The sequence below is a fragment of the Sorangium sp. So ce128 genome, assembly GCF_051525245.1.
GTDB classification, from domain to species: Bacteria; Myxococcota_A; Polyangia; order Polyangiales; family Polyangiaceae; genus Sorangium; species Sorangium cellulosum_B.
The window spans coordinates 11,765,774-11,789,195 of record NZ_CP150313.1 but is presented as its reverse complement, the minus strand read 5'-3'; the positions used below and the strand labels follow the sequence as shown (position 1 = coordinate 11,789,195).

17 protein-coding genes and 1 pseudogene are annotated in these 23,422 nt (G+C 70.7%); 10 read left to right on the top strand and 8 right to left on the bottom strand.

Annotation, left to right across the window (positions count from 1 at the left end):
• The first annotated feature begins 583 nt into the window (after positions 1 to 583).
• Positions 584 to 790: a hypothetical protein gene (locus tag WME82_RS44765; protein ID WP_438040315.1), complete on the top strand. Its 207-nt coding sequence runs from the start codon at positions 584 to 586 to the stop codon at positions 788 to 790.
• Positions 791 to 1,090: 300 nt separating this feature from the next.
• Here WME82_RS44765 and WME82_RS44760 read toward each other — a convergent pair.
• The 3 genes and pseudogenes from WME82_RS44760 to WME82_RS44750 form a co-directional block, all read right to left on the bottom strand.
• Positions 1,091 to 1,746 (bottom strand): annotated as a pseudogene (locus WME82_RS44760) (asparagine synthase-related protein); the annotation flags it as partial.
• A gap of 1,314 nt (positions 1,747 to 3,060) precedes the next feature.
• A complete protein-coding gene (locus WME82_RS44755; protein WP_438040314.1) occupies positions 3,061 to 3,534 on the bottom strand; it encodes a nucleoside 2-deoxyribosyltransferase domain-containing protein in 474 nt (157 codons plus the stop codon).
• A 91-nt stretch (positions 3,535 to 3,625) separates the two neighbouring features.
• Positions 3,626 to 4,300 carry an RNA polymerase sigma factor gene (locus WME82_RS44750; protein ID WP_438040313.1) on the bottom strand — a complete coding sequence of 225 codons (675 nt, stop codon included), beginning with the start codon at positions 4,298 to 4,300 and terminating at the stop codon, positions 3,626 to 3,628.
• Positions 4,301 to 4,412: 112 nt separating this feature from the next.
• Between WME82_RS44750 and WME82_RS44745 the strand changes: the two genes are divergently transcribed.
• Positions 4,413 to 5,582 (top strand): hypothetical protein, encoded by a 1,170-nt coding sequence (locus WME82_RS44745; protein WP_438040312.1) that lies wholly within the window; start codon positions 4,413 to 4,415, stop codon positions 5,580 to 5,582.
• A gap of 61 nt (positions 5,583 to 5,643) precedes the next feature.
• On the opposite strand, the gene WME82_RS44740 is transcribed toward WME82_RS44745, so the two are convergent.
• Both WME82_RS44740 and WME82_RS44735 read right to left on the bottom strand, forming a co-directional pair.
• Positions 5,644 to 8,820 carry an efflux RND transporter permease subunit gene (locus WME82_RS44740; protein WP_438040311.1) on the bottom strand — a complete coding sequence of 1,059 codons (3,177 nt, stop codon included), beginning with the start codon at positions 8,818 to 8,820 and terminating at the stop codon, positions 5,644 to 5,646.
• 7 nt (positions 8,821 to 8,827) lie between these two features.
• Positions 8,828 to 9,916 carry an efflux RND transporter periplasmic adaptor subunit gene (locus WME82_RS44735; protein WP_438040310.1) on the bottom strand — a complete coding sequence of 363 codons (1,089 nt, stop codon included), beginning with the start codon at positions 9,914 to 9,916 and terminating at the stop codon, positions 8,828 to 8,830.
• A 321-nt stretch (positions 9,917 to 10,237) separates the two neighbouring features.
• Between WME82_RS44735 and WME82_RS44730 the strand changes: the two genes are divergently transcribed.
• Positions 10,238 to 10,870 carry a TetR/AcrR family transcriptional regulator gene (locus WME82_RS44730; protein WP_437742515.1) on the top strand — a complete coding sequence of 211 codons (633 nt, stop codon included), beginning with the start codon at positions 10,238 to 10,240 and terminating at the stop codon, positions 10,868 to 10,870.
• A 34-nt stretch (positions 10,871 to 10,904) separates the two neighbouring features.
• On the opposite strand, the gene WME82_RS44725 is transcribed toward WME82_RS44730, so the two are convergent.
• Positions 10,905 to 12,299, bottom strand: a complete 1,395-nt coding sequence (locus tag WME82_RS44725) for an MATE family efflux transporter (protein WP_438040309.1) — start codon at positions 12,297 to 12,299, stop codon at positions 10,905 to 10,907.
• Between the two features lie 228 nt (positions 12,300 to 12,527).
• Here WME82_RS44725 and zigA point away from each other — a divergent pair, with 228 nt between their 5' ends.
• Positions 12,528 to 13,814, top strand: a complete 1,287-nt coding sequence (zigA, locus tag WME82_RS44720; protein WP_438040308.1) for a zinc metallochaperone GTPase ZigA — start codon at positions 12,528 to 12,530, stop codon at positions 13,812 to 13,814.
• Positions 13,815 to 13,911: 97 nt separating this feature from the next.
• On the opposite strand, the gene rpmG is transcribed toward zigA, so the two are convergent.
• Together rpmG and WME82_RS44710 are read right to left on the bottom strand one after the other, a co-directional pair.
• Positions 13,912 to 14,082, bottom strand: coding sequence for a 50S ribosomal protein L33 (rpmG, locus tag WME82_RS44715; RefSeq protein ID WP_437742503.1), 171 nt, complete (start codon positions 14,080 to 14,082; stop codon positions 13,912 to 13,914).
• A gap of 222 nt (positions 14,083 to 14,304) precedes the next feature.
• The gene (locus WME82_RS44710) at positions 14,305 to 14,709 is read right to left on the bottom strand and encodes a hypothetical protein (protein ID WP_438040307.1); all 405 of its coding nucleotides are present in this window, start codon (positions 14,707 to 14,709) and stop codon (positions 14,305 to 14,307) included.
• Between WME82_RS44710 and WME82_RS44705 the strand changes: the two genes are divergently transcribed.
• The 6 genes from WME82_RS44705 to WME82_RS44680 all read left to right on the top strand — a co-directional run bounded on the left by WME82_RS44705 (position 14,708) and on the right by WME82_RS44680 (position 23,422).
• Positions 14,708 to 15,574, top strand: a complete 867-nt coding sequence (locus tag WME82_RS44705; protein ID WP_438040306.1) for a fumarylacetoacetate hydrolase family protein — start codon at positions 14,708 to 14,710, stop codon at positions 15,572 to 15,574. The two genes, WME82_RS44710 and WME82_RS44705, sit on opposite strands and share 2 nt — an antisense overlap.
• 11 nt (positions 15,575 to 15,585) lie before the next feature.
• Positions 15,586 to 17,091: an aldehyde dehydrogenase (NADP(+)) gene (locus WME82_RS44700; protein WP_437854481.1), complete on the top strand. Its 1,506-nt coding sequence runs from the start codon at positions 15,586 to 15,588 to the stop codon at positions 17,089 to 17,091.
• A complete protein-coding gene (locus tag WME82_RS44695) occupies positions 17,088 to 19,037 on the top strand; it encodes a YjhG/YagF family D-xylonate dehydratase (protein WP_438040305.1) in 1,950 nt (649 codons plus the stop codon). Before WME82_RS44700 ends, WME82_RS44695 begins: the two co-directional genes overlap by 4 nt.
• Before the next feature lie 443 nt (positions 19,038 to 19,480).
• On the top strand, positions 19,481 to 20,731 hold the full coding sequence (locus tag WME82_RS44690; protein ID WP_438040304.1) for a sugar ABC transporter substrate-binding protein: 1,251 nt from the start codon (positions 19,481 to 19,483) through the stop codon (positions 20,729 to 20,731).
• Between the two features lie 70 nt (positions 20,732 to 20,801).
• Entirely contained in the window at positions 20,802 to 22,370 is a 1,569-nt protein-coding gene (locus tag WME82_RS44685) for a sugar ABC transporter ATP-binding protein (RefSeq protein ID WP_438040303.1), read from the top strand.
• Positions 22,367 to 23,422, top strand: a complete 1,056-nt coding sequence (locus tag WME82_RS44680) for an ABC transporter permease (protein WP_438040302.1) — start codon at positions 22,367 to 22,369, stop codon at positions 23,420 to 23,422. The genes WME82_RS44685 and WME82_RS44680 overlap by 4 nt, the downstream gene beginning before the upstream one ends.

Below are 23,422 nucleotides of genomic sequence, written 5' to 3'. Positions count from 1 at the left end.
GGATATCCCATGCACGGTTCTACAGTTTTGAACGTTTGCATTCAGAGCAAAAATGGAGGAGCCATGACAGTTAGACATTGCATCGCGATCGCCGTCCTGTCCGTCTTCATTGGGATCTGGGGGGTTAATGCATCGGCAGCGGAGAGCCAGAGCGCGTCGGCAAAAGAGATCCCGGGCGACGATCGTTTGAAGCCGGGCGAGGCCACGCCTCTATCGTGTGACCCAATCGCCTGTGACATTGATTGTTATACGCGGACGCTGGGCTACTGCCTTGGGTTCTGTCGCAATGGCGCCTGCGTCTGCATAAACGTTGACTACGGCTACGTATGCAATTGATGTCGACGCGAGCCTAGCGCCGGTCGCGTGGCGTTTGCGCGGGCCGCATATGCGCGCATCGCGCGTCGAGACGCCGAGCCATCCTGGCCAATGACATTAGCTGTTCGACTCGACCCTGGAAAGCCGGGGGTTGACGACTTAGAAGGACTCCCACATCCTGACCTTCGGTCCCATTCATCACTGGACTGATCAGAAGCTCCGCGTTCATGCGCTCATCTGTGTGCTGGCTCTGATGATTCTCAGCCTCTTGCGCAGGAAGCTCGAACAGGCAGAGATCTCGCTCAGCATCGCGAGCATGATCGAACGGCTCGCCGGCATCCACGAAGTCTCCGTCCTCATTCCGACGACGGCAAAGGGAGGAATCCCTCGCGCCAGCACGGTGCTCTCCGATCTCAATGCCGAGCAGCTCGCGCTCTTCCAGCACCTCGACCTCGCGCGCTTCCGCGCCGCGTAGAGCACGCGCAGGTCATACGCCAACGTATCGCTCTCGCGCGGCGAATACTGGCTTGCGTGAATTTTTGTGGCTTTGCCGCGGTAAACTCGGGCTAGATCTTCTGGACGCGGTGTTCGATTATCGCGCTCAGTTCATCTATCTGGTACGGCACGGGTTCATGACGGCTCCCTGTCGCGACCGACGTCGCTCCTCCAGAGCTCCGCCTACAGCGCCGCGTTGTGCACTCCCGCCACCGCACGCCCCGACGGATCCGCCGCGGCGGCGAAGCTGGCATCCCAGGCGATCGCGGCGGGCGACGAGCACGCCCAGGAATTCCACGTCCAGGAACGGCACCCGCGGCTCCACGCCCCAGGCCATCATCGACTTGTTGGCGCCCAGACAGTCGTAGTTGTACAGCGCGTCCAGCTTTCGTATCAGCTCCTCGTGGAACTCGCGCGCGTTCGGCGCCTTGTGGAAGTACAGGTAGCCGCCGAAGATCTCGTCCGAGCCTTCTCCCGACAGCACCATCTTCACGCCCATGGCCTTGATGCGCCTGGCCAGCAGGTACATGGGCGTGGACGCCCGGATGGTGGTGACGTCGTAGGTCTCGATGTGGCGGATCACCTCGGGCAAGGCGTCCAGGCCTTCCTCGAAGGTGTACTCGAACCCATGGTGCACCGTGCCCAGCGCCTCGGCCGCGACGGCCGCGGCGGCCAGGTCGGGCGAGCCCCTCAGGCCGATGGCGAACGAGTGCAGGCGCGGCCACCACGCTTCCGGCGCGTCGTCGTCCTCCACCCGCTTGCGGGCGAAGCGCGCGGCCACCGCAGCCACCAGCGAGGAGTCCAGGCCGCCCGAGAGCAGCAACCATACGGCACGTCGGTCATCAGCTGGCGGCGCACGGCGCGCTCGAAGGCCTCGCGCAGCTCTCGCTTGTCCACGTCGGCGCCTTCCGCCGCGTAGTCGCGCCACGGGACCTCCCCTGACGCGTCGATCGGCACGAGCACGGTCGCCCCCGCGTCCTCGCCGTCGTCCGTGATCGCCCCGGTGGACACGACGAACCCCGGATCCGCGAAGGCCGCCGCGGCCGTCTCGCCATGGGCCGTGTCGGCGACCGTCGCTTGCCATGTCGCCTCTCCGTCTTCGTCGAGCAGCTCGGCGACGATCTTCGCCGGCGCCCACGCGACGTCGGTGCTCGCATAAACGAGCAGCGGCGGTGCGCCGGGCCTCGCCGCGAGCACAGGATAGGCGGCGTTCTTGATCAGACGCACCGCGATCTCGTCTCCGTCGGGATCGAGGCGGTAGAGCCACAGCTCAGGGTCGTCGCCCGCGCCGCCGACCGCCATGATGAAGCCTCCGGGGCTGGGCGCGAGCGCCACCCGCAGCGCCGAGCGCGCGTCCACGCAGTCCCACTGGCGCTCCAGCTCGAGGCTCGTCGAGAAGCGGGCGAAGCGGACTTTGTCGTCGAAGCTCAGCCATGCCGCGGCGAGCCCCTGTCCGTCGCTCGCCATCGCGATGTCGCTGACGTTGTATCCATCGACGCGCGGGCGCGCGCACGCGAGCTGGTTCGGGGCCCCGAGGCACGAGTCGCAGTCACGGACGTCGATCGAGCAGGTATCGCTGCATGCGGTGCGGCCTCCCGCGTATCCGAGGGAGCTGCACGTCTCGCTGACGGCGCCGTCGCACGCCTCGGTCGCCTCGACGCACTGGGGGGGGTTGCCGTCGAGGATCCAGCAGACATCGCACGTATCCGGCACACCGTTGCCGCAGAACTTCGCGTCGGTGTCGCATACCGGGTAGATGTCGGGCGCGCTGCATGTCTCGGGGAACGGCTCGGCTTCGCCCGTGCCGCCGGGAGCGCCCGTGCCGCCGGAAGCGCCTGTGCCGCCTGGGTCTCGGTCGATCTCGACCGAGGCGCATGCCCCGAGCGCGGCCGCAAGCAAGGATGCCATTGCGCACAGATGGGTTCCGGTTCTCATGCTCGCGCCCACAGCAACGACCGAGCCAGCCGCGCCAGCGAAGGGAGCAGCGGAGCGCACGAGCCCAGGCCGAGCGCGAGGCCCGCTTCATGGCCCATGATGGCCCATCACGAGCCGGCTCGCGGCGCATTTTGTGTCTTGTTTCAGGAGCTCGCCGAGATCGAATTCCTCATTCATCGCTCTCGCCTTGTGGGACTGGCAGCACCGCTGACAGTCCACCACCACCGCCGAGGGTGGCGCTGCGCCGCGACGCCGAGAAGAAGTAGCCCCAGAGCGCTTGACCCGCGCAGAGCCCCACCGCTGGGCGACGCGGTGCTAACCGCCGCAGCTGCGCAGGAGCGCGCCGCGCACCGCCCGCAGCCCCTCGGGCAAGCTCGCATGGCGCGGGATCGCGTACCGCTCGCACACGACATCCACGTTGCCCTTGCGCCAGAACCCCTCTGGACAGACGACATGCATCTTCCCGGAGCGCCCGAACAGGCCGAGCTCCAGCAAGCTGATCGGCGCCTTCGAGCCCGGCGCGAAGTACATCAAGATGACGTCCGCCTCCTCGAGCCCGCGGAGCTCCCATTGCACCTGCTCCACGAAGCTCGGGTTCTCGAGGCTCTGCGCCCAGCCCGGCTCCCACCGCTCCCGCCTTGGGTTGAGGATCACCAGCTCGAGATCCGCGAGCGCCTCTGCGACGCTCGCCTGCCACAGCTCGGCCTGGCCGTTGTCGATGGATCCGGCGAGGAACAGCTTCGGACCCGCCAATCCGTCGAACGGCCGCGGCGCCAGCACCTCGATCATGGGGAACACCTCGCGGAGGAGAACACGTGGACGACGATCGCCATGCGGGCCGCTCCCCTCCCCCGCCCCGTAACCCGTAACCCGTAGACGATCAGCCCGCTCCGCCGTGCCCGTGCCCGCAGCCTCGCTTCGGCTCGGGCTCGCCCTTCGACGGCGGCGGGGGCACCGGGCCGCACGTGCAGTCGAGGCACCCGTGCTCCGCGCAGCTCCCGCACGACGCGACCACCTGCTTGCGGAGGGCCTCGCGCGCGCGGAAGAGGCGCACCGCCGCGTTGTTCGCGGTGATCGACGCCTCCTCGGCGAACGCCTGCACCGAGAGGCCGTCGACCTCCACGCGCTGGATCGCGGCGGCGTACTCGGGCTTCAGCGTGCCGGCCAGCGCCCGGACGCACTGGCAGACGGCGCGGCGCTCCACCTCGGGCTCGGCCACCTCGTCGAGCTCGGCGGCCAGCGCGGCCATCGCCCGCTCCGACGCGCCCTTCCGCCGGAAATGGTCGACCACGGCGTTCCGGAGGGTCCGATAGAACCACGCCGTGGCCGACTCCTCGTCGCGCAGGCTGTCGATGCGCCCTATGCCCCGCACGAAGGCGTCCTGCAGGATGTCCTCGGCGATGGCGCGATTGCCCACCTTCCGTTCCAGGAAGCGCAGAAACTCGCGGTGACTCTCGACGAGAGCCGCGACCGCCCCCGCCGCCCGCGCGTCCTCGGCGCCTCCCCTCGCCTGCTCCGCGCCCTCCGGGCTTCGCTCTGGCTCGCGCTCGCTCATGACGCACCAGGCTACCCACGAGGGCCGCCCTCCGCCACCGCGCCACGGCACAAAGCGATGGCCGGCGTGACCGGTCGGGTCAGAATGTCCTCCTCTTCACTGGGAGGCTTGAATGACGCTTCAGAGGGTGCTCGTCCTGGCCAGCGTGGGGCTCCTGCCGGCGTGCTCAGGGGCCGATGCCGACGCCCCGCTGGCGTCCACGCCGCGCTGTAGTGCATCGCCGGAGTGCGCCGCCACGCCCGACACGCCGCTGTGCGACCAGGCGCTCGGCGCGTGCGTCGAGCTGCCGCCGGGATCTTCGATCGGCGTGAAGGATGGCAGTCCGTCCTCGGTCGCGCTCGTGTCCGTCTTCGAGCCGAACCGGCAGCGCGAGCCGACCGACCTCGCCTTCAACCCGGAGCGGCCCGAGGATCTCTGGGTCGTCAACCGCAAGGACGACAGCGTGATCATCATCACGAAGCCCGGCGCGCCGGACGGCTCGTGGGTCCGCCTCCGCGACCCCGCCGCGGCGCACTTCATGGACCAGCCGCCCGCGATCGCCTTCGGCCACCCAGGCACGTTCGGGGTCTGCGGCGACAACGACAACGGCGGCAACTACTTCATGGGCCCGTCGCTCTTCTCCTCGGATCTCTCGATCTTCGCCACGGAGACGCCCGACGGCCTCGGGTCGCACCTCGACATGCTCCACTCGAGCTCCTTCTGCAAGGGCATCGCGCACGAGCAGGCCAACGTCTACTGGGTCTTCAACGGCAACGACAAGGCGCTCGACCGGTACGACTTCGCCCACGATCACGGCCCCGGCCACGACGACCACTCCGACGGCGAGATCTACCGCTATGCCGCCGGCGAGGTGCTCGGGGTCGAGGCCACGTCGAGCCATATCTTCTACAGCGCCAAGGAAGAGCGCCTCTACGTCGCCGACACCGGCCACAAGCGGCTGCTCAAGCTGGATCCGACGAGCGGCGTGCCCGGCGCGAGCTTCGACGGGCAAGAGCCGGTCAAGGTGCGCAGGCACATGGACGGCGCCACGCTCATCGAGTTCGTCCCCCCGGGGACGCTCGAGGCCCCGAGCGGCCTCGAGGTCCACGAGGGCCTCGTCTACGTCACGGATCACGCGACCAGCAGGATCTATGCGTTCGACACCGCGGGGCAGGTGGTCCGCACCCTGGACACGGGCCTGCCCGCGGGCTCGCTCGCGGGGATCACCTTCGGGCCGGACGGCAAGCTCTACCTCGTCGACACGCTGACGAGCCGGGTCTACCGCATCGATCCGATCCTCTGAGGCGGCCGATCGCGCGCCGCGCGGCGCGCCTGCGCCGCTGCGCTCCTACCCCCGTACTCCATTACTCTCCGCCCGCCGGCGCGCTCGCTTCCGGCCCGCCGAGCAGCGCGTCCAGCTCGGCCTCGCCCTTGTCCTCCGCCGCCCTGCGCCGGCGGCGGCGGATCCACTCGGCCGCGTCGTCGAAGAGCGAGTAGGCCACCGGCACCGCGAGCAGCGTGAGGACCAGGGAGAGCGACTGGCCGCCGAGCACGATGGCCCCCGTCGTCCGGTTCTGGCCCGAGCCGACCCCGTGCGAGAGCACGAGCGGGATCATGCCGGCCACGAAGGCGATCGTCGTCATGAGGATCGGGCGGAGCCGGTCCTTGTTCGCCTGCAGGATCGCCTGGAGCCGCGGCATCCCCTCCGCGCGCAGGTGGTTCGTGTGATCGATCTGGAGGATCGCGTTCTTCTTCACCACGCCGAAGAGGACGAGCAGCCCGAGCCCGGAGAAGAGGTTCAGCGACTGGCCGAAGAGCTTGAGCGACAGCAGCGCGAAGGGCACCGTGAGCGGCAGCGAGAGCAGGATCGTGATCGGGTGGAGCCACGACTCGAACTGCGCCGCGAGGATGAGGTACATGAACACGAACGCGAGCCCGATGACGACGACGAAGCTCGCCGCCGTGCTCGCCGTGTTCTTGGAGCTGCCCACGGGCTGCGCGGAGTAGCCCGCCGGCATCCGCTGCTCGGCGATGATCCTGTCGAGCGCCGCCTGCACCGCCGAGTCGCCTACGCCGGGGGCGGCGTTCGCGCTGATCGTGATCTGCCGGCGCCGGCCGAGGCGGCCGATCGACGAGGGGCCGCTGTCGGGCTCCATCGTGACCACGCTGTGGAGCGGGACGGCGCCGTGCTTGGACGACGGCACCGTGAGGAACGCGAGGCTCTCGGCGTCGGCGCGGTGCTTCGCGTCCGCGCGAACGCGGACGTCGTACTGCTCGCCGGCCTCCGAGTACGTCGACACCTTGAGCCCCCCGACGAAGAGCTGGAGCGCGCCGGCCACGTCGGCCACCTGGACGCCGAGATCCGCGGCGCGATCGCGATCGATGGTCGCGCGGAGCTCGGGCTTGCCCACGACCAGGCTGTTGTCGACGTCCACGGCGCCGGGGACCTTCCGCAGCTCCTCGGTGATGCGCGCCGCGTACTCGCCCAGCCGGTCGAGATCCGGCCCCTGGATCGCGACCTGGATCCTGGCCGAGGACTGGCCGCCGGACGAGATCGCCTGCACCTCGCCGGCCGTGACGCGCAGCTCCTTCGGCAGCTTCGCCAGGATCTCCTCGCGCACCCGCTGCATGATCGCGAGCTGCCCGAGCGCGCGCTGCTCCGGGTCGACGAGCATCACGTAGACCTTCGCGACGTTCGCGGCCTGCTGCTCGCCCTCCCCCACGGTCAGGAGCGTCCGGGTGACGCCCGGGAGCCGGCGCACGTCGCCGGCGATCCGCTCGGCGATGAGGCGGGTCGAGGTGAGGCTCGTCCCCTCGGGCGCGCGCATGTTGATCTCGAACTGCGCCTGATCGTCCTCCGGGAGGAAGCCGGCGGGCAGCGTCTTCGCGATGGGCGCGCACGAGCCGAGCGCGACCGCCGAGGCGACGACGATCACCCAGCGGCGCTTCATCACCCACGAGAGCGCGGCCATGTAGGCGCGCTCGATCGGCCGGTAGAAGACGTCGACGGCGCGCTCGAGGATCGAGGGCCGCGCCGGCGCGGCGTCATGCGCGTTGCGCGCGTGCCCCGAGAGCCACCGCGCGGCGAGCGAGGGCGTGAGGGAGAAGCTGACGATCAGCGAGACCCCGATCGCGAACGCCATCGTGAGGCCGAAGCTCTTGAGGAAGCGCCCCACGATCCCGGGCATGAACGCGACCGGGATGAAGACCGCCATGAGCGACAGCGTGGTCGCCAGCACCGCGAGGCCGATCTCCTTCGTCGCGAGCACGGCGGCCGGGAACGGCTTCATGCCCTTCTCGTCGATGTACCGGACGATGTTCTCGAGCACGACGATGGCGTCGTCGATGACGATGCCCACGGCGAGCGCGAGCGCGAGCAGCGTGAGGAAATTCAGCGTGAACCCGGCGATCCACATCACCGCGAACGTGCCGACGACCGAGATCGGGATCGCGAGGGCCGCGATGAGCGTGCTGCGGGCGTTGCCGAGGAAGAGGAGCACCACCGCCGCGGCGAGGAGGGCGCCGAGCACGAGGTGCTCCTTCACGGCGGCGATGCCCGTGCGGATCACGCGCGAGCCGTCGCGCACGACCTCGATCTTCGTCCCCTCGGGCAGCGAGCGCTGCACCTCGTCGAGGCGCGCCTTCACGGCGTCGACGACGGCGACGGTGTTCTGGCCCGACTGCTTGACCACCGACAGGAGGACGGTGCGCCGCTCGTCGAGCTGGGCCCAGGTCTTCTCCTCCGCGCGGCCGTCCTCGACGCGGGCGACGTCCGCGAGGCGCACGGCGTGGCCGTCCTGCTCCCGGAGGACGATGCGCCCGAGGGCCTCGGGCGACTCGACGCGCCCCATCACGCGGAGCGTGAGGTCCTCGGGGCCTGTCTCGACGCTGCCGCCCGGCGTCATCAGGTTCTGCGCCGCGATCGCCCGTTGCACCTCGGCCGCGGTGATCCCCTGCGCCCGCAGGGCGATCGGGTCGAGCCAGACGTTGATCTGCCGGCTCTGCGCGCCGATCAGGCTGACCTGACCGACGCCGGAGATGCCCTCGATCTGCCGGCGCACCCGCTTGTCGACGATCTCGCTGAGCTCGCGGATCGGCTGATCGGACGCGACGGAGACGAGCAGCACCGGGGCCGCGCCGAGGTCGATCCTGCTCACGATCGGCGGATCGACGCCCTTGGGCAGGCTGGGCAGGACGACGCTTATCTTGTCGCGCACCTCCTGGGCCGCGACGTCGGCGTCCTTCTCCAGCACGAAGCCGACGACGACCTGGCTCACGCCCTGGGTCGACGTCGAGCGCAGGTCCTCGATGCCGCTGATGGTGTTCACCGCGCCCTCGATCCGGTCGGAGATCTCGGCCTCGACCTCCTCGGGCGCGGCGCCGTCGAGGCGCGTCGTGACGACGACGTAAGGGACGTCGATGTCGGGGAACTGGTCGAGGCCGAGCCGGGTGTAGCCGGCGACGCCGAGGACCACGATGACGAGCATGAGGACCGACGCGAAGACGGGCCTCTTGACGCAGACGCGAGCGAGCCACTGCATGACGACCTCACTCCACGGCTTGGCCGTTCTGGAGCGCCTCGGACGGGTTGATGACGATCTCTTCCCCTGCGCGGACGCCGCGGAGGACGGCCACGGCGTCGCCCTTCTCCACGCCGGTCTGCACGACGCGCTCCTCGAGCCTATGGTCGACGACGGCGAACAGGTGCGCGCGCCCGTCCCGCGGGACGATGGCGGATCTCGGCACCACCGGGCCAGGCGCTTCGGCCGTGGCGAGCGCGACGGACGCGAACATGCCCGGCCGCAGCGCGCCGTCGGGGTCCTGCACCTCGGCCTCGGCGACGAGATCGCGCGTGGTCTCGCGGACCGCGGCGCCTACCCAGCGCACCGTGCCCGCGAACGACCGCCCCGGGTACGCCGGCACGGTGAACGTCAGCGCGCCGCCGGCCTTGACGGCCGCGAGGCTCGCCTCGGGCACGGTGAACCGGAGGCGCGGCGCGCCCTTCGAGACGAGCGCGACGACCCGGGAGTCCTGGCGGACGTACTCGCCGACGTCGACGAAGCGCTCGGCGACCACCCCGTCGAACGGCGCGCGGATCTGGCCGTCGCCGACGCTCTGCGCGGCGGCGCGGGCGCGGGCGGAGGCGGCCGCGACCGAGAGCGGGGCGCTCCGGCACTGGTCGGCGATCCGGTCGTGCTCGACGCCGGAGATCGCGCCGCTCTCGAGCAGCGCCCTGTAGCGCTCGCACTCGCGCTTCGCCGTCTCTTCCTGGGCGCGGGTCAGCGCGGCGTTCGCCTGCGCCTCCGCGGCGGAGAGCGCGGCGGCGCGGACGTCGAGGCGCGCGAGCAGGTCGCCCTTCTTCACCTCGGCGCCGCGCTCGACGAACGTCTCGACCACGCGGCCGACCGCGTTGGCGGCGAGATCGGTCTCCCGATCGCCGCGCAGCGTGCCGGTGAGCGCGATGCTGCGCGGCATGGGCTGCTCGCGCACCTCCGCTGTCTCGACGCGGGCCTTGGGCCCGTTCGTCTCGGCGGCGGTGGAGGCGCTGGCCCTGGTCCCGCAGCCCGCCGCTGCGGCGGCGAGCGCGAGGAGCAGGAGGAGGCTTCGGGCGCGGCCTTTCGTCGTGGTGTGGCTCAAGGGTCCCTCGGGGCAGCGTCGGTCGCGGAGCGGCCTGATGCGGGCGGAGCACGGCCCTCGGCGGAGCACGGCGCCGCGCGCGTCGGCGCACGCGCCGGTGCGCTGCGCCGTCCGCTCGTTCCCCCGTCGCCCAGCCTCCGGCCTTGCCGCCCGGGCGCGCCGGCGCCCAGGCGATCGCAACCGACAGTTGCGATGGGTATAACACGGCCGAAGCCGACCGCAACCACCGGTTGCGATGATCGCAACGAAAGGGTGCGATAGCCGGCCACGCCGTGAAATTGGGCTGGCGTGTGCCGCGCGGCGGAACTTCAATGGCGGCCGATGCAGGCGACGACGGCGAAGCGCACGGCGAAGCGGGGCTCCGCGAAGGCGCGCGCGCTCGTGCGCGGCGAGCCTGTCGTGCGGGGCATCCTCGCCGCCACGCTGGAGGAGCTCGCCAGCGCGGGGTATCGCGCGCTCCGGATCGAGGACGTGGCGACGCGCGCGGGGGTCAACAAGACCACCGTCTACCGGCGCTGGCCGACGAAGGAGGACCTCGTGCGGGCCGCGCTCCTGTCGGTCACGGACGAGAAGATCATCCCGCCGAACACGGGCTCGCTCCGTGGAGATCTCGTCGCGCTCGGGCGCGCGATCATCGAGATCCAGACGTCGCCGGTGGGGCAGAGCCTCTTTCACGTGTTCCTGTCGGAGGGGCCCGACTCGGAGCTCATCACCATCGCCCGCTCGCTGCGCGCGGTCCAGGAGGCAGGGCTCCGGGCCATCATCGAGGCCGCGGTCGCGCGCGGCGAGCTCGCGCCGAGCGCGGATCCGCTGCTGCCGTGCGAGCTGCTCGCGGCCTATCTCCGGCACCGGATGCTGGCGGACCGCACGGTCGTGGACGAGGCCCAGCTCGCTCACGTCATCGACGTGATCCTCCTCGGCGTGCTGCGCCCGGACAGGCGGAAGCGGGCCTGAGCCGCTGGGGCGCGGGGCGGCGCCCGGGCGCGGCTCAGACGGCGAGGGACTTCCAGCGGCCGCGCGCGAAGGCGACGGCGAGGAGCGCGCTGCGGCAGATCCAGTCGGCGGTGCTCCCCATCCAGACGCCGACGAGCCCGTGGCCGAGGGTCACCGCGAACAGCCATGTCCCGCCGAGCCGGACGAGCAGCGAGCAGACCAGCGTGACGGCGAGCACGGTCCGGGTGTCGCCGGCGCCGCGGAGCCCCATCCCCATGACCGTGGCGAACGCCATGAACGGCTGCGCCACGGCGGCCACGGGGAGCGCGCGCTCTCCGAGGGCGAGGAGCGCGGGGTCGCTGGAGAACGCGAGCAGGAGCGGGCGCGGAACGAGCGCGAACAGGACGCCGAACGCGGAGAGGGCGACGATGGCCATGAGGGCCGCGACGAGCCCCACGCGCGCCGCGTCGCGGGGGCTGCGCGCGCCGAGGCGCTGCGCCATGAGCGCCCCGGCGGCGATGCCGAACCCTTCGGCGGAGAGGAAGCAGACCGACTCGACGGCGATGAGCGCCTGGTTCGCGGCCATCGCTGTGGCGCCGAGCAGCCCGATGATCGCGACGAACCCCATGTAGCCGGCGTGGTAGGCGGAGCGCTCGGCGAACGCCGGCAGCGCGACCCGGAGGACCCGCGCGAGCGCCGCGGCGTTCACCCGCGGGGCGGCGCCCGGCGCTGACCGGAGGGGCAGCGGGCTCGATCGCGACAGGAGCGCCGCGGTGAGCAGCAGCGCCTCGGTCGCCATGGTGCACGCGACGCCGACGGCCGCGCCGCGCACGCCGAGCGCGGGCAGCCCGAGGTGGCCGAAGATCAGGACGGCGCTGATCGCCACGTTGACGAGGTTGCCGAGGGTGGCCACGGCGAGCGGCGTCCTCGTGTCGCCGACGCCCTGCAGCGCCGCCGCGGCGGTGGCCTCGACGAACGCGAACGGGAGCGCCGGCAGCACGATCCCGAGGTACGCGGCCGCCTGCTCGATGACCGCCCCGCCGGCGTGCGGGAAGAGCGCGCGGAGCAGCGGGCCGCAGGCGACGAGCAGCGGCAGCGCGATCGCCGCCCCGAGGGCGAGCGCGAAGAGGAGCGAGGCGCGCGCCGCGGCGGCGGCCGCGGCGCGATCGCCGCCGCCCACGCTGCGCGCGACGACGGCGAGCGTGCCGGCGGAGGTGGCGCTGAAGACGGAGACGATGGTCCACGTGAGCGTCCCGCAGATCTGCATCGAGGCGAGCGCGGTCGTGGAGTAGCGACCGACCATGCCGCGCCCGACGAGGAAGACCAGCGTCAGGAGCAGCATGTGCGTGATCGCGGGCCAGGCGAGCCGCCAGACCTGCCCCGCCAGCACGGCCCACTCCCGCGCCGCGGGGGCGGCGCGCTGGGCCGTCGGGGAGCCTGTCGCGGCCACGCGGCTACCGTAGCGCCGAGCCGGCGCCCGTCGAGGCGAGCGGCCAGGCGGCACGGCGGCCCGCGCGCGGGGTGTCCGGCGTGCGCCCGGTCACAAAAGATATTTTATTGTAAATGCAATCAAGTTGCTTTAAAGCGAGCGCACGCCAGACCGGGGCCCGGCCGATCGCGCCGCGGCCGCGGATGCACCTCGTTCACCGCACGCCGCGCGTGCGGCAGGCGTACCCGCATGCGCTGGAGCGCGCCGGCGCTGGCGAGAGAGGATCTCGACGTGACGCAAAAGCTTCCTGTGACCGTGCTGTCCGGCTTCCTGGGCGCCGGCAAGACCACGCTGCTGAACCATGTCCTCGCGAACCGCGATTCGCTGCGCGTCGCGGTGATCGTCAACGACATGAGCGAGGTCAACGTCGACGCCGCGCTCGTGCGGGGCGGGGGCGCGGCGCTGCGCCGCGTGGAGGAGCGGCTCGTCGAGATGTCGAACGGCTGCATCTGCTGCACGCTCCGGGAGGATCTCCTGGTCGAGGTGGCTCGCCTGGCGGCCGAGGGGCGCTTCGACTACCTGCTGATCGAGTCGACGGGCATCTCGGAGCCGCTCCCGGTCGCCGAGACGTTCACCTTCGACGATCCGGCGACGGGCAAGCGCCTCTCGGAGGTCGCCCGGCTCGACACGCTGGTCACCGTCGTCGACGCGCAGCGGTTCCTCGCCGACTGGACGAGCGCCGACGACCTGCGCGCGCGCGAGGCCGCGCTGGACGGCGACGACGAGCGCACGGTCGCGGATCTGCTCGTCGAGCAGATCGAGTTCGCGAACGTGCTCGTGCTCAACAAGACGGATCTCGTGAGCGATGACGAGGTCGAGCGGCTCACGGCGATGCTGCTGCACCTGAACCCCGGCGCCCGGATCCTCAGGGCCTGCCGCGGCCGTGTCGATCCTCGGGAGATCCTCGGCACCGGGCGCTTCGATTTCGAGGAGGCGGCGCGCTCGCCCGGCTGGATGCGGGAGCTTCGCGGAGAGCACGTCCCCGAGACCGAGGAGTACGGGATCGAGAGCTTCGTCTACTCCGCGGAGCGCCCGATGCACCCGGAGCGGCTCTGGGCCTTCCTCCACGGGGCGGCCGCCTGGGATGGAGTGCTCCGCTCCAAGGGGTTCTTCTGGCTGGCGACGCGCATGGACATCACAGGCGCCTGGTCGCAGGCGGGCGGCGCCGCCTCGTTCGAGGCGGCCGGGCTCTGGTACGCCGCCTTGCCGGAGGAGGAGCGGCCGGAGGACGACCGGCCGGCCGCCGCGTGGCATCCGGTCTGGGGGGACCGGCGGCAGGAGATCGTGTTCATCGGCGTCGACATGGTCCGAGAGGAGCTCACGCGCGGGCTCGACGCCTGCTTGCTCACGCCGGAGGAGATGGCCGCGGGGCCTGCCGCCTGGAGCCGGTTCCAGGATCCCTTCCCGGCGTGGGAGGACGCGGGTGAGCCGGATGAACAGGAGCGCGAGGCCGGGCCGGCGCAGCTCCTGTCCTGAGACGCTCCCTGCAGGCCGGCTGACGCGGCCTCGGCGGGGCGCGCTGCTGCGCGGCGCGGCCACGCTGGCTGCATGGCCGCGAGCTGTGGAGTCGCGACTACTTGCCTCCTCCCTTCGAGATCTTCCCTTCCGTGAAGACCACATGTTTGCGGGCGATCGGATCGTACTTCTTCATCTGCATCTTCTCCGTCATCGTCCGTTTGTTCTTCGTCGTGTAGTAGCAGTGACCCGTCCCCGCAGACGAGACGAGCTTGATGACATCGCGCATGAGGTGCCCTCCTTGTCGCCGTTCGGCCTCAGGCCGCGCTCCGCGGCAGCGGCGGCGGATCGCTGACCTGCTGGATGCAACACCATTACTTCGGCCCCGCCGTTAATGCAAATAGATTGCATCAACAACGAAGGCTCATGGCATCTCGTCCCATGAGTCTTCGTCGCGGCAGCGCTTCGCGTGCACCGGGCTCCCCCGAGCGAGGCGACCCTGCGAACAGGGTCACTCTCCCTCACGTCGAGTCAGCATTCCCTCCAGAGATCGCCGCTGCGCGGCGTTCAGCCGGATCCCGGGCCGCCTGAGCCGGAGCTGGGCCTCCGCCTCGCTCACGCTCGCCGCGAGCCCCCGGTTCAACAGCAGGGCTGCCGCGATCGTCGCCGAGCGACCATGGCCGGACGGCGCGAACGGCAGGCAGGCCCACCACGCCAGCGCGCCGTCGACCCGCTTTCCTGGAAGGGCGGGCTGCCGCGCCAGGTAGGCAGCGCCGACGAGGGCGAAGCTCAGCGCCGGCCAGAGAAGTGTTGACGCGATTCCAGGATTGCATCGAGAGTGCGTGGGTGGACGCGCAGAGCGGCGCGGCCCTGGCATCGCGATCGACAGGGCGACCCTGTAGGAAGGTGCGGACATGAAGCTGTTTCGGTTTGCGAGCGGTGGCGGTCCTCGGCTCGGGCTCGAGGACGAGCGGGGAGCGCGCCACGACCTCACGGCGGCATCCCCGGAGGCGTTCGCGTCCGTCGCCTCGTGGCTCGCCTTGCCGGATCCCCTCGGCGCGGTGCGCGACGCGCGCGCGCGCGCCGCGGCCCACCCCCTCCCGCCCGACGTCCCGCTGCTCGCCCCGATCGACGGGCAGGAAGTCTGGGCGGCGGGCGTCACCTACGAGCGCTCGCGCGCCGCGCGCAAAGAGGAGAGCGCCGGCGGCGGCGACTTCTACGACCGCGTGTACGAGGCCGAGCGCCCCGAGCTGTTCTTCAAGGCGACGCCCCGCCTTGTCGTCGGCCCGGGCGCGCCGGTGCGCATCCGCCGCGACTCGAGCTGGAACGTGCCCGAGCCGGAGCTCTCGCTCGTCGTCTCCGCGGCGGGCCGCATCGTCGGCTACACGGCCGGCAACGACGTCTCGTCGCGGTCCATCGAGGGCGACAACCCCCTCTACCTGCCGCAGGCGAAGGTCTACGACGGCTGCTGCGCGCTCGGCCCCGCCATCGTGCTCGCGGACGAGCCCGGGCTGAACCTGCGCGCGCTCTCCATCGATCTCGCGATCCGGCGCCGGGGCGAGGCGGTGTTCACGGGGAAGACCTCGACCGCGAGCATGCGGCGCTCGCCCGAGGAGCTCGTCGCCTACCTCACGCGCGAGCTGAGCTTCCCGGCGGGCGTCGTCCTCATGACCGGGACCGGCATCGTGCCGCCCGACTCGTTCACCCTGGAGCCCGACGATCTCGTGGAGATCACGATCCACGGCGTCGGCACGCTGGCGAACCCCGTATCTCCACGTTGACAAGGCGCCCCATGGAATTTCTCGCCCACAACGCCGCCACCGGCGAAACGCTCGGCGCCTACCGTGACGCCACCGCCGACGAGATCGACGCCGCCGCCCGCGCCGCCGTGGCTGCGGCGCCGGCCCTCGCCGGCCTCGCGCCGGAGATGCGCGCCCGGCTCCTGGAGACCGCCGCCGACGAGATCATGGCGCTCGGCGACCCCCTGATCCAGACCGCGCACCGGGAAACCGGGCTGCCCATCGCCCGCCTCGAAGGCGAACGCGCCCGCACCACCGGCCAGCTGCGCCTCTTCGCCGCCGTCGCGCGCGAGGGCTCCTGGGTCGATGCCCGGATCGATCCCGCGCTGCCGGACCGCAAGCCGCTCCCGCGCCCCGACGTGCGCCGCATGCTGCGGCCGCTCGGTCCGGTCGCCGTCTTCGGCGCGAGCAATTTCCCCCTCGCGTTCTCCGTGGCCGGCGGCGACACCGCCTCCGCCCTCGCCGCGGGCAACCCGGTCGTGGTCAAGGCCCACCCGGCGCACCCCGGTACCTCCGAGCTCGCGGCCTCGGCCCTGCGCTCCGCCGTGCAGAAGGCGGGCCTGCCCGCGGGCGTGTTCGGCATGGTGCACGGCGCCTCGCCCGAGGTCTCGCTCGCGCTGGTGCGCCACGAGGCCATCCAGGCGGTGGGCTTCACCGGGTCCACCCGCGCGGGCCGCGCCCTCTGGGACGCCGCCGCCGCCCGCCCGCGGCCCATCCCCGTCTTTGCCGAGATGAGCAGCATCAACCCGCTTGTCGTGCTGCCCGGCGCGCTGCGCGAGCGCCGCGACGCGATCGCCGAAGGGCTGATCAACTCGTGCACGCTCGGCGTCGGCCAGTTCTGCACCAAGCCCGGCCTTGTCCTGGGGCTGGCCTCCCCCGAATGGGACGCGTTCGCGCGGTCGGTCGCCGACCGGGCCCGCGCCATCACGCCGGGTGTGATGCTGCACGCCGGTATCCAGGCGTCGTTCGACCGCTCCGTGCGGGAGCTGAGAGGCGTGGAGTGGCTGACCGACGCCGGCGCGCGCGTCGCTCGCGTCTCCGCCGCCGACTTCGCGCGGGAGCCGCACCTCGCGCACGAGATCTTCGGACCGTACACGCTGCTCGTCACCGCTTCGGACCGCGGAGAGCTGCTCCAGCTCCTCGGCGCGCTCGACGGCCAGCTCACCGCCACGCTTCACGGGACCGCCGGCGACCTCGCCGCCGCCCAGGACCTCGTCGATGTCCTCGGCCGGGTCGCGGGCCGCCTCGTCTTCGATGGCTACCCGACCGGCGTGGAGGTGTCGCACGCCATGCACCACGGCGGGCCGTATCCAGCGAGCAGCGACGCGCGCTTCACGTCGGTTGGAACCGCGGCCATCCTCCGCTTCGCGCGCCCCGTTTGCTACCAGTCGTGCCCGCCCGCGCTGCTCCCGCTGGAGCTGCGCGACGAGAATCCGCTCGGAATATCGCGTCTCGTCGACGGCCGGGCCACCCGCGACCCCATCGCACCCCGCGCATGAGCCACGACCCGGTATTCGAGTCCGGCAGCGAGGCGATCTACACCCTGCGCACGACCGCGCCCGGACCGTCGGGGCGCCTCCCGCTCGGCCCCGAGCAGCTGCGCGCCATGTCCAGCGGCGAGCTGTTCGGCTGGACTCAGAATGCCGGGATGGGGTGGGATCCTGCGCGCCTGAACGGGAAGCAGTTCCTCGTGCTCAGCACGCAGGGGGGGATCCGCGCGCCCGACGGCACGCCGATCGCGCTCGGGTACCACACCGGGCACTGGGAGGTGGGGCTGCTCATGGAGGAGGCAGCCCGCACGTTCACGGCCGGCGGGGCCATCCCGTTCGCCGGCTATGTCAGCGATCCGTGCGACGGGCGGACCAACGGCACCGTCGGCATGCTCGACAGCCTCGCTTACCGCAACGACGCCGCGATCGTCTTTCGGCGACTGATACGCTCGCTGCCCACCCGCCGAGGCGTGCTCGGCGTCGCCACCTGCGACAAGGGGCTGCCGGCCATGCTGATGGCGCTCGCCGGCACCCTCGACCTCCCCACGGTGCTCGTGCCGGGAGGCGTCACGCTCCTCGCGGAGGAGGCCGAGGACACCGCCAAGGTCCAGACGCTCGCGGCGCGTTATGCGCGCGGGGAGGTGAGCCTCGACTACGCCGCCGAGATGGGCTGCCGCGCCTGCGGTTCCCCCGGCGGCGGCTGCCAGTTCATGGGCACGGCCGCGACGAGCCAGGTGGTGGCGGAGGCGCTCGGCCTCGCCCTCCCGCACGGCGCGCTCAGCCCGTCGGGCGCCGAGATCTGGCGCGACCTCGCCCGCCGCTCCGCGCACGCGCTCATGGCCCTCGAGCGACGTGGAGCGACCACGCGGGACATCGTCACCGACGACTCGGTCCACAACGCCATGGTGCTGCATGCCGCCGTCGGCGGGTCGACCAACCTGGTGCTCCATGTGCCGGCGATCGCCCACGCGGCCGGGCTTCGGCGCCCCACGGTGGACGACTGGGCGCGCATCAACGCCCTCGTTCCGCGGCTCGTGGACGTGCTGCCCAACGGGCCGAAACACCACGCCACGGTTCAGGTCTTCCTCGCCGGAGGCGTCCCGGAGGTCATGCTCCATCTGCGCGAGCTCGGCCTGCTGCGGCTCGGCGCGCGCACCGTCAGCGGCCGGACCCTGGGCGAGAACCTCGAGTGGTGGGAGCGCAGCGAGCGGCGCCGGCGCCTGCGCGACAAGCTACGGCAGCTGGACGGCATCGATCCGGACGACGTGATCATGTCCGCCGGGAAGGCACGCGAGCGCGGCCTCACCAGCACGGTGACCTTCCTGCGCGGCGACCTCGCGCCCGAGGGAGCGCTCGTGAAGAGCACCGCGATCGCTCCCCAGGCGATCGGACCGGACGGCGTTTATCTGCACGAAGGGCCTGCGCGCGTGTTCGGCAGCGAGGACGCGGCGATCGAGGCGATCAAGACGGGCGCCGTGCAACCGGGTGACGTGATGGTGCTGATCGGCATCGGCCCCGGTATCGGGATGCCGGAGACGTACCAGATCACCTCGGCCCTCAAGCACGTGAAGGAGGGGCATCGTATCGCCCTGGTCACCGACGGTCGTTTCTCCGGCGTGTCCACCGGGGCGTGCATCGGCCACGTCAGCCCGGAGGCGTGGGCGGGTGGACCCATCGGCCGCGTGCGCGACGGCGACCGCATCAGGCTGCGGATCGACACGCGCAAGCTGGAGGGGACGGTGGACGTCGTGGGTGTGGACGCAGGCGGCCTTGCCGCCCGCTCGCCCAATCCAGCCCTTCAACCCGACGGCCGAGTGAACCCGGATACGCGGTTGTGGGCTGCGCTTCAGGATGCCAGCGGCGGCAGCTGGGGTGGTTGCGTCTATGACGCGGAACGCATCATAGGGCTCCTCGGTCGCGCCATCGCCGCTGAGCGGAGCTCCTTTGGCACATAGGCTTTTGATATAGCGCCATTTTTCCAGGAGAAAGGCGATTCGCGTGAGGTTCCATCATTCAGCCAACGCGTGCAGCGTGGCTGTACGAGATGAGAACGTTCACAACGAGGAACTTGACTTCCGGATCGCGTTTGGATTTCCTAGGCCACGAAACCAGAAGATCTCTCGTGGTAGGCCCCACGAGCGTCGCCGATCGCGTCATTGAATTTGGAGGGCGCTCGCGAAATCCGCGTGGTGCCCGGGAATGACGCGCGACACCGTCGCTCGCCGAACGCGAATCGTTTGTACCCCAGTGCTTTTGCCGTGAGCAAGACGGCGGCACGCAGACATTGCCCTCGTGGTTCGTGAGGGCGAGAACGTGACGACGTGGGATGGGCCGTAGAGGTCTCTATCCGACCACGTCTCTTTGCTCGAAAGGTAGCGGCACGATGTCGATTGGCCAGTTGAAGTCACGTGGATCGGCGCGGCGCGCGGCGGCGGTGTTGAGCTGCGCGCTCGGGCTCTTGGGTCTGTCTGGTCTGTCCGGTCTGTCTGCTTGCAAAGACAAGCCCGACAGCGCTCCGGCCGCAGGAGGCTCCGCCAGCGCCGCGGCCGCGCAGGCGCCGAGCGTCGCGGCCGCGCAGGCGCCGAGCGGGCAAGGGCCCAAGGTCGTGCCAGGGCCCGGCTATAACCCCGAGTGCTTCGCGCCGTGGAAGCAGGACACCAAGTATCTGCAGTGGACGGCGCGAAAGCCGCCGTTCCGCCTCGCGCTCGTCAACGGCTACGTCGGGAACGCCTGGCGCATCCAGATGGTCAAGACGGCCAAGGCCTTCGCCAAGGATCCGGCCATCGCGCCGCTGATCAAGGAGTTCAAGGTGGTGTCGACCGGCACCGACGTCGCGGCCCAGCTCGGTGCGATCGAGGACTTCATCAACCAGGGCTTCGACGGCATCGTCACGCTCGCCGTCAGCCCCGACGGCTTCGATCGCGTGATCCGGCTCGCCGACAAGAAGGACGTCGTCCTGGTTCCGTTCGACAACGTGCTCGACACGGACAAGGTGATGCAGGTCAACGAGGACCAGCTGGCGATGGGGCGCCAGTGGGGCGAGTTCCTCGACAAGCAGCTCGGCGGGAAGGGCAAGGTGCTCGAGGTCCGCGGCCTGCAGGGCAACTCCGTCGATCGCGACCGCCACCTCGGCTTCCGCCAGGTCATGGAAGCGCCGGGGAAGAGCTACACCATCGTGGAGGTGGTGGGCAGCTGGGACGACGGCAAGGCGCAGAAGGCGGTGGCCGACGCGCTGGCCGTGCACCGCCAGTTCGACGCGCTCTTCGCGCAGGGCGGCTCGACGGGCGCTGTCCGCGCGCTGCTCGACGCCGGACACAAGCCGATCCCGGTCGCCACGGAGGCCGAGAACGGCGTGCGCAAGCTGATCGCGAAGCACCACGAACAGGGCATGAAGGGCCTGTCGCTCGGCCAGTCGCCGGGGCTCGCGGCCATCGCGATGAAGGCGGCGCTCGAGGGCCTGCAAGGCAAGGTGCTGCCGCAGATGATCTCCGTGCCGATCCCCGCCGCCGATCACACAACGCTGAAGGACGGCGAGAGCTTCTTCTCCCAGCTCTCCGACAACTTCTTCACGCCCAACGAGTTCCCGCCCTGCGGGGTCAACATCTCGGGCGTGAAGATCATGAACGAGTCGGAATCCGACGTGAAGTAGACGTGAAACGTGAAGTAGACGTGAAACGTGAAGCAGACGTGAAGTAGCGCCCCGCGGGCGCCCCAGCATCATGACCGAACCGGTGAGCCCTCCGCTTCTCGAGCTCCGGGCCGTCTCCAAGCACTATGGCGGAGTCACCGCCCTCAGCGGCGTCGACTTCGCCTGCGCGCCGGGGAAGGTGCACGCCATCCTCGGCGAGAACGGCGCGGGCAAGAGCACCCTGATCAAGATCATCGGCGGCGTGGTCAAGCCGAGCGCCGGGGAGCTCTTGCTCCACGGCAAGCCGGTCCGGTTCGACCACCCGATCGAGGCGAACGCCGCCGGCATCGTCTGCGTCTTTCAGGAGCTGTCCCTGATGCCGACGCTGACCGTGGCCGAGAACATCGGCATCACCATGCCGACGAGCCGCCTGGGGCTCTTCGATCGCAAGGCGCAGGTCCGCAGGGCCGAGGAGCTCCTGGCGCGCGTCGGCTGCGAGGGCGTGAACCCGAACGCCTGGGTGAGCGACCTGCCGCTCTCGCGCCGCCAGATGGTCGAGATCGCGAAGGCGCTCGGCAAGAACCCGCGGCTGCTGATCCTGGACGAGGCCACCTCCGCGCTGACCAACACCGACGTCAAGAAGGTCTACGAGCTCCTCGCCGAGCTCAAGGCTCAGGGCGTCGGCATGCTCTACATCTCGCACCGCATGCACGAGATCAAGGAGCTCGCGGACGTGATGTCGGTCTTCCGCAACGGTCGGCACATCGAGACCTTCGCCAAGGGCCAGCGCAGCGACGACCAGATCGTGGAGCTCATGATCGGCCGCGACATGGGTCACGTCTTCCCGCCGAAGCCGGCGGCCCGCAGCTTCCCGGCGACGCTGCTCGAGGTGAGCGGCCTGAGCTGGGAGCGGCAGCTCGAGGACGTGTCGTTCAAGCTCGGCGAGGGCGAGATCCTCGGCATCGGCGGGCTCGACGGCCAGGGCCAGCGCGAGCTGTTGCTCGGCTTGTTCGGTGTGCTCAGGGATGTGCGCGGCGAGATCAAGATCGACGGCAAGCCGGTCAAGCTGACGAGCCCGCGCCAGGCCAAGGGCCGCGCGCACGGCATCGCCCTCGTGCCCGAAGACAGGAAGACCGAAGGCCTGATGTTGCCGATGTCCATCGCCACGAACCTGTCGCTGGCGTCGCTCGACAAGTTCACGAGCGGCCTTTTGCTCGACCGCCGGCGCGAGGCGGCGCGCATCGACGAGATGGTGCGCCGCATCCAGATCAAGATCGGCTCGATCGACCACCCGGTCTCGTCGCTGTCCGGGGGCAACCAGCAGAAGGTCGTGCTGGCCAAGTGGCTGATGACGGAGCCGCGGCTGCTGATGCTCAACGATCCCACCCGCGGCATCGACGTCGGCACGAAGCAGGAGATCTACCAGCTGCTCCGCGAGCTGGCGGACGCCGGCACGTCCATCCTCTTCTACAGCACGGACTACGACGAGCTGATCGGCTGCTGTGACCGCGTGCTCGTCCTTTACCGGAACCGCGTGCAGGGCGAGCTCGTGGGGCCCGACATCACCGAAAAGAACATCCTGGACCTGGCCCTCGGTCTGCGCGGCGGGCCTGATCGCGCGAAGGGCGAAGACGAACGCGCGCCATCGGAGGCACGATGAACGACTGGAAGCTCCGCCTGCGCCAGAACCAGGGCCTGCTCGTGGCCGTCGGTCTGTGCATCTTGTTCTACGGGCTCTACTCGCTGTCCCATCCCAAGGGCTTCAGCGCGCCGCTGCTGGGGCAGAACGCCAACGAGTCGTTTGTGCTGGTGGCGGCGGCCATGGCCCAGACGATCCCCGTGCTGACCGGCGGCCTGGATCTGTCCGTGGGCGCGGTGATCACGCTCGTCAACTGCGTGGCCTCGCACGTCCTCGCCGGCAGCGCGCTCACGATGTTCCTGGGCATCCTGCTGTGCCTGGCCGTGGGCATGGCGGCGGGCCTGCTCAACGGCTGCCTCGTGGTCTATGGCCGCCTGCAACCGATCATCGCCACCCTGGCCTCGGGCACGATCTTCCTCGGCGTCGCGCTCTTCCTCAGGCCGACGCCCGGCGGCCAGGTCGACGGCGATCTGGCGTTCGCGGCCACCTTCGATCTCAACGAGCTGCTGCAGGTCGCGGGCGCCGCCCCCCTCGAGGGCGCGCTCGGCTTCGTCGGCAAGATCCCGTCGCCCGCGATCTGGATGGCGCTGCTCGCGCTGCTCTGGACCTACTACCGCCGCACCCGCTACGGCCTCGGCGCTTACGCCGTCGGCGCGTCGCAGGAGGCGGCGTACATGTCGGGCGTCCGCATCAAGCGCGTCAAGCTGGCCGCGTACACGCTGTCGGGGTTCTTCGCCAGCGTCGGCGGCCTCTACCTCGCGCTGCAGACGACGTCGGGCAACGCCGACATCCCACAAGCCGGCTCCTACACGCTGAACTCCATCGCCAGCGTCGTGATCGGGGGCACCTCGCTGTACGGGGGGATCGGCGGCGCCATCGGATCGCTCTTCGGCGCGCTGGTGCTCCGCTCCGTCGCCTTCAACTTCCGCGTCTTCGACGAGGGCTCGGCGCTGGGCCTCCTCGCCAACCCGCTCTACCAGCCGCTGTTCGAGGGCCTCATCCTGCTCGCGGCCGTCTGCCTCGGCGCGCTCTGGGTCATCCGCGTCAAGAACCGGCTGCACGTCTTCAGGTGA

Excerpts from the sequence above, each read along its gene's own strand:
- zigA (WP_438040308.1), top strand. The coding sequence starts at position 12,528 with ATGCGCTGGAGCGCGCCGGCGCTGGCGAGAGAGGATCTCGACGTGACG.
- WME82_RS44680 (WP_438040302.1), top strand. The coding sequence starts at position 22,367 with ATGAACGACTGGAAGCTCCGCCTGCGCCAGAACCAGGGCCTGCTCGTG.
- WME82_RS44730 (WP_437742515.1), top strand. The coding sequence starts at position 10,238 with ATGCAGGCGACGACGGCGAAGCGCACGGCGAAGCGGGGCTCCGCGAAG.
- WME82_RS44710 (WP_438040307.1), bottom strand. The coding sequence starts at position 14,709 with ATGTCCGCACCTTCCTACAGGGTCGCCCTGTCGATCGCGATGCCAGGG.
- WME82_RS44695 (WP_438040305.1), top strand. The coding sequence starts at position 17,088 with ATGAGCCACGACCCGGTATTCGAGTCCGGCAGCGAGGCGATCTACACC.
- WME82_RS44745 (WP_438040312.1), top strand. The coding sequence starts at position 4,413 with ATGACGCTTCAGAGGGTGCTCGTCCTGGCCAGCGTGGGGCTCCTGCCG.
- WME82_RS44705 (WP_438040306.1), top strand. The coding sequence starts at position 14,708 with ATGAAGCTGTTTCGGTTTGCGAGCGGTGGCGGTCCTCGGCTCGGGCTC.
- WME82_RS44685 (WP_438040303.1), top strand. The coding sequence starts at position 20,802 with ATGACCGAACCGGTGAGCCCTCCGCTTCTCGAGCTCCGGGCCGTCTCC.
- WME82_RS44755 (WP_438040314.1), bottom strand. The coding sequence starts at position 3,534 with ATGATCGAGGTGCTGGCGCCGCGGCCGTTCGACGGATTGGCGGGTCCG.
- WME82_RS44750 (WP_438040313.1), bottom strand. The coding sequence starts at position 4,300 with ATGAGCGAGCGCGAGCCAGAGCGAAGCCCGGAGGGCGCGGAGCAGGCG.
- WME82_RS44740 (WP_438040311.1), bottom strand. The coding sequence starts at position 8,820 with ATGCAGTGGCTCGCTCGCGTCTGCGTCAAGAGGCCCGTCTTCGCGTCG.
- rpmG (WP_437742503.1), bottom strand. The coding sequence starts at position 14,082 with ATGCGCGATGTCATCAAGCTCGTCTCGTCTGCGGGGACGGGTCACTGC.
- WME82_RS44700 (WP_437854481.1), top strand. The coding sequence starts at position 15,586 with ATGGAATTTCTCGCCCACAACGCCGCCACCGGCGAAACGCTCGGCGCC.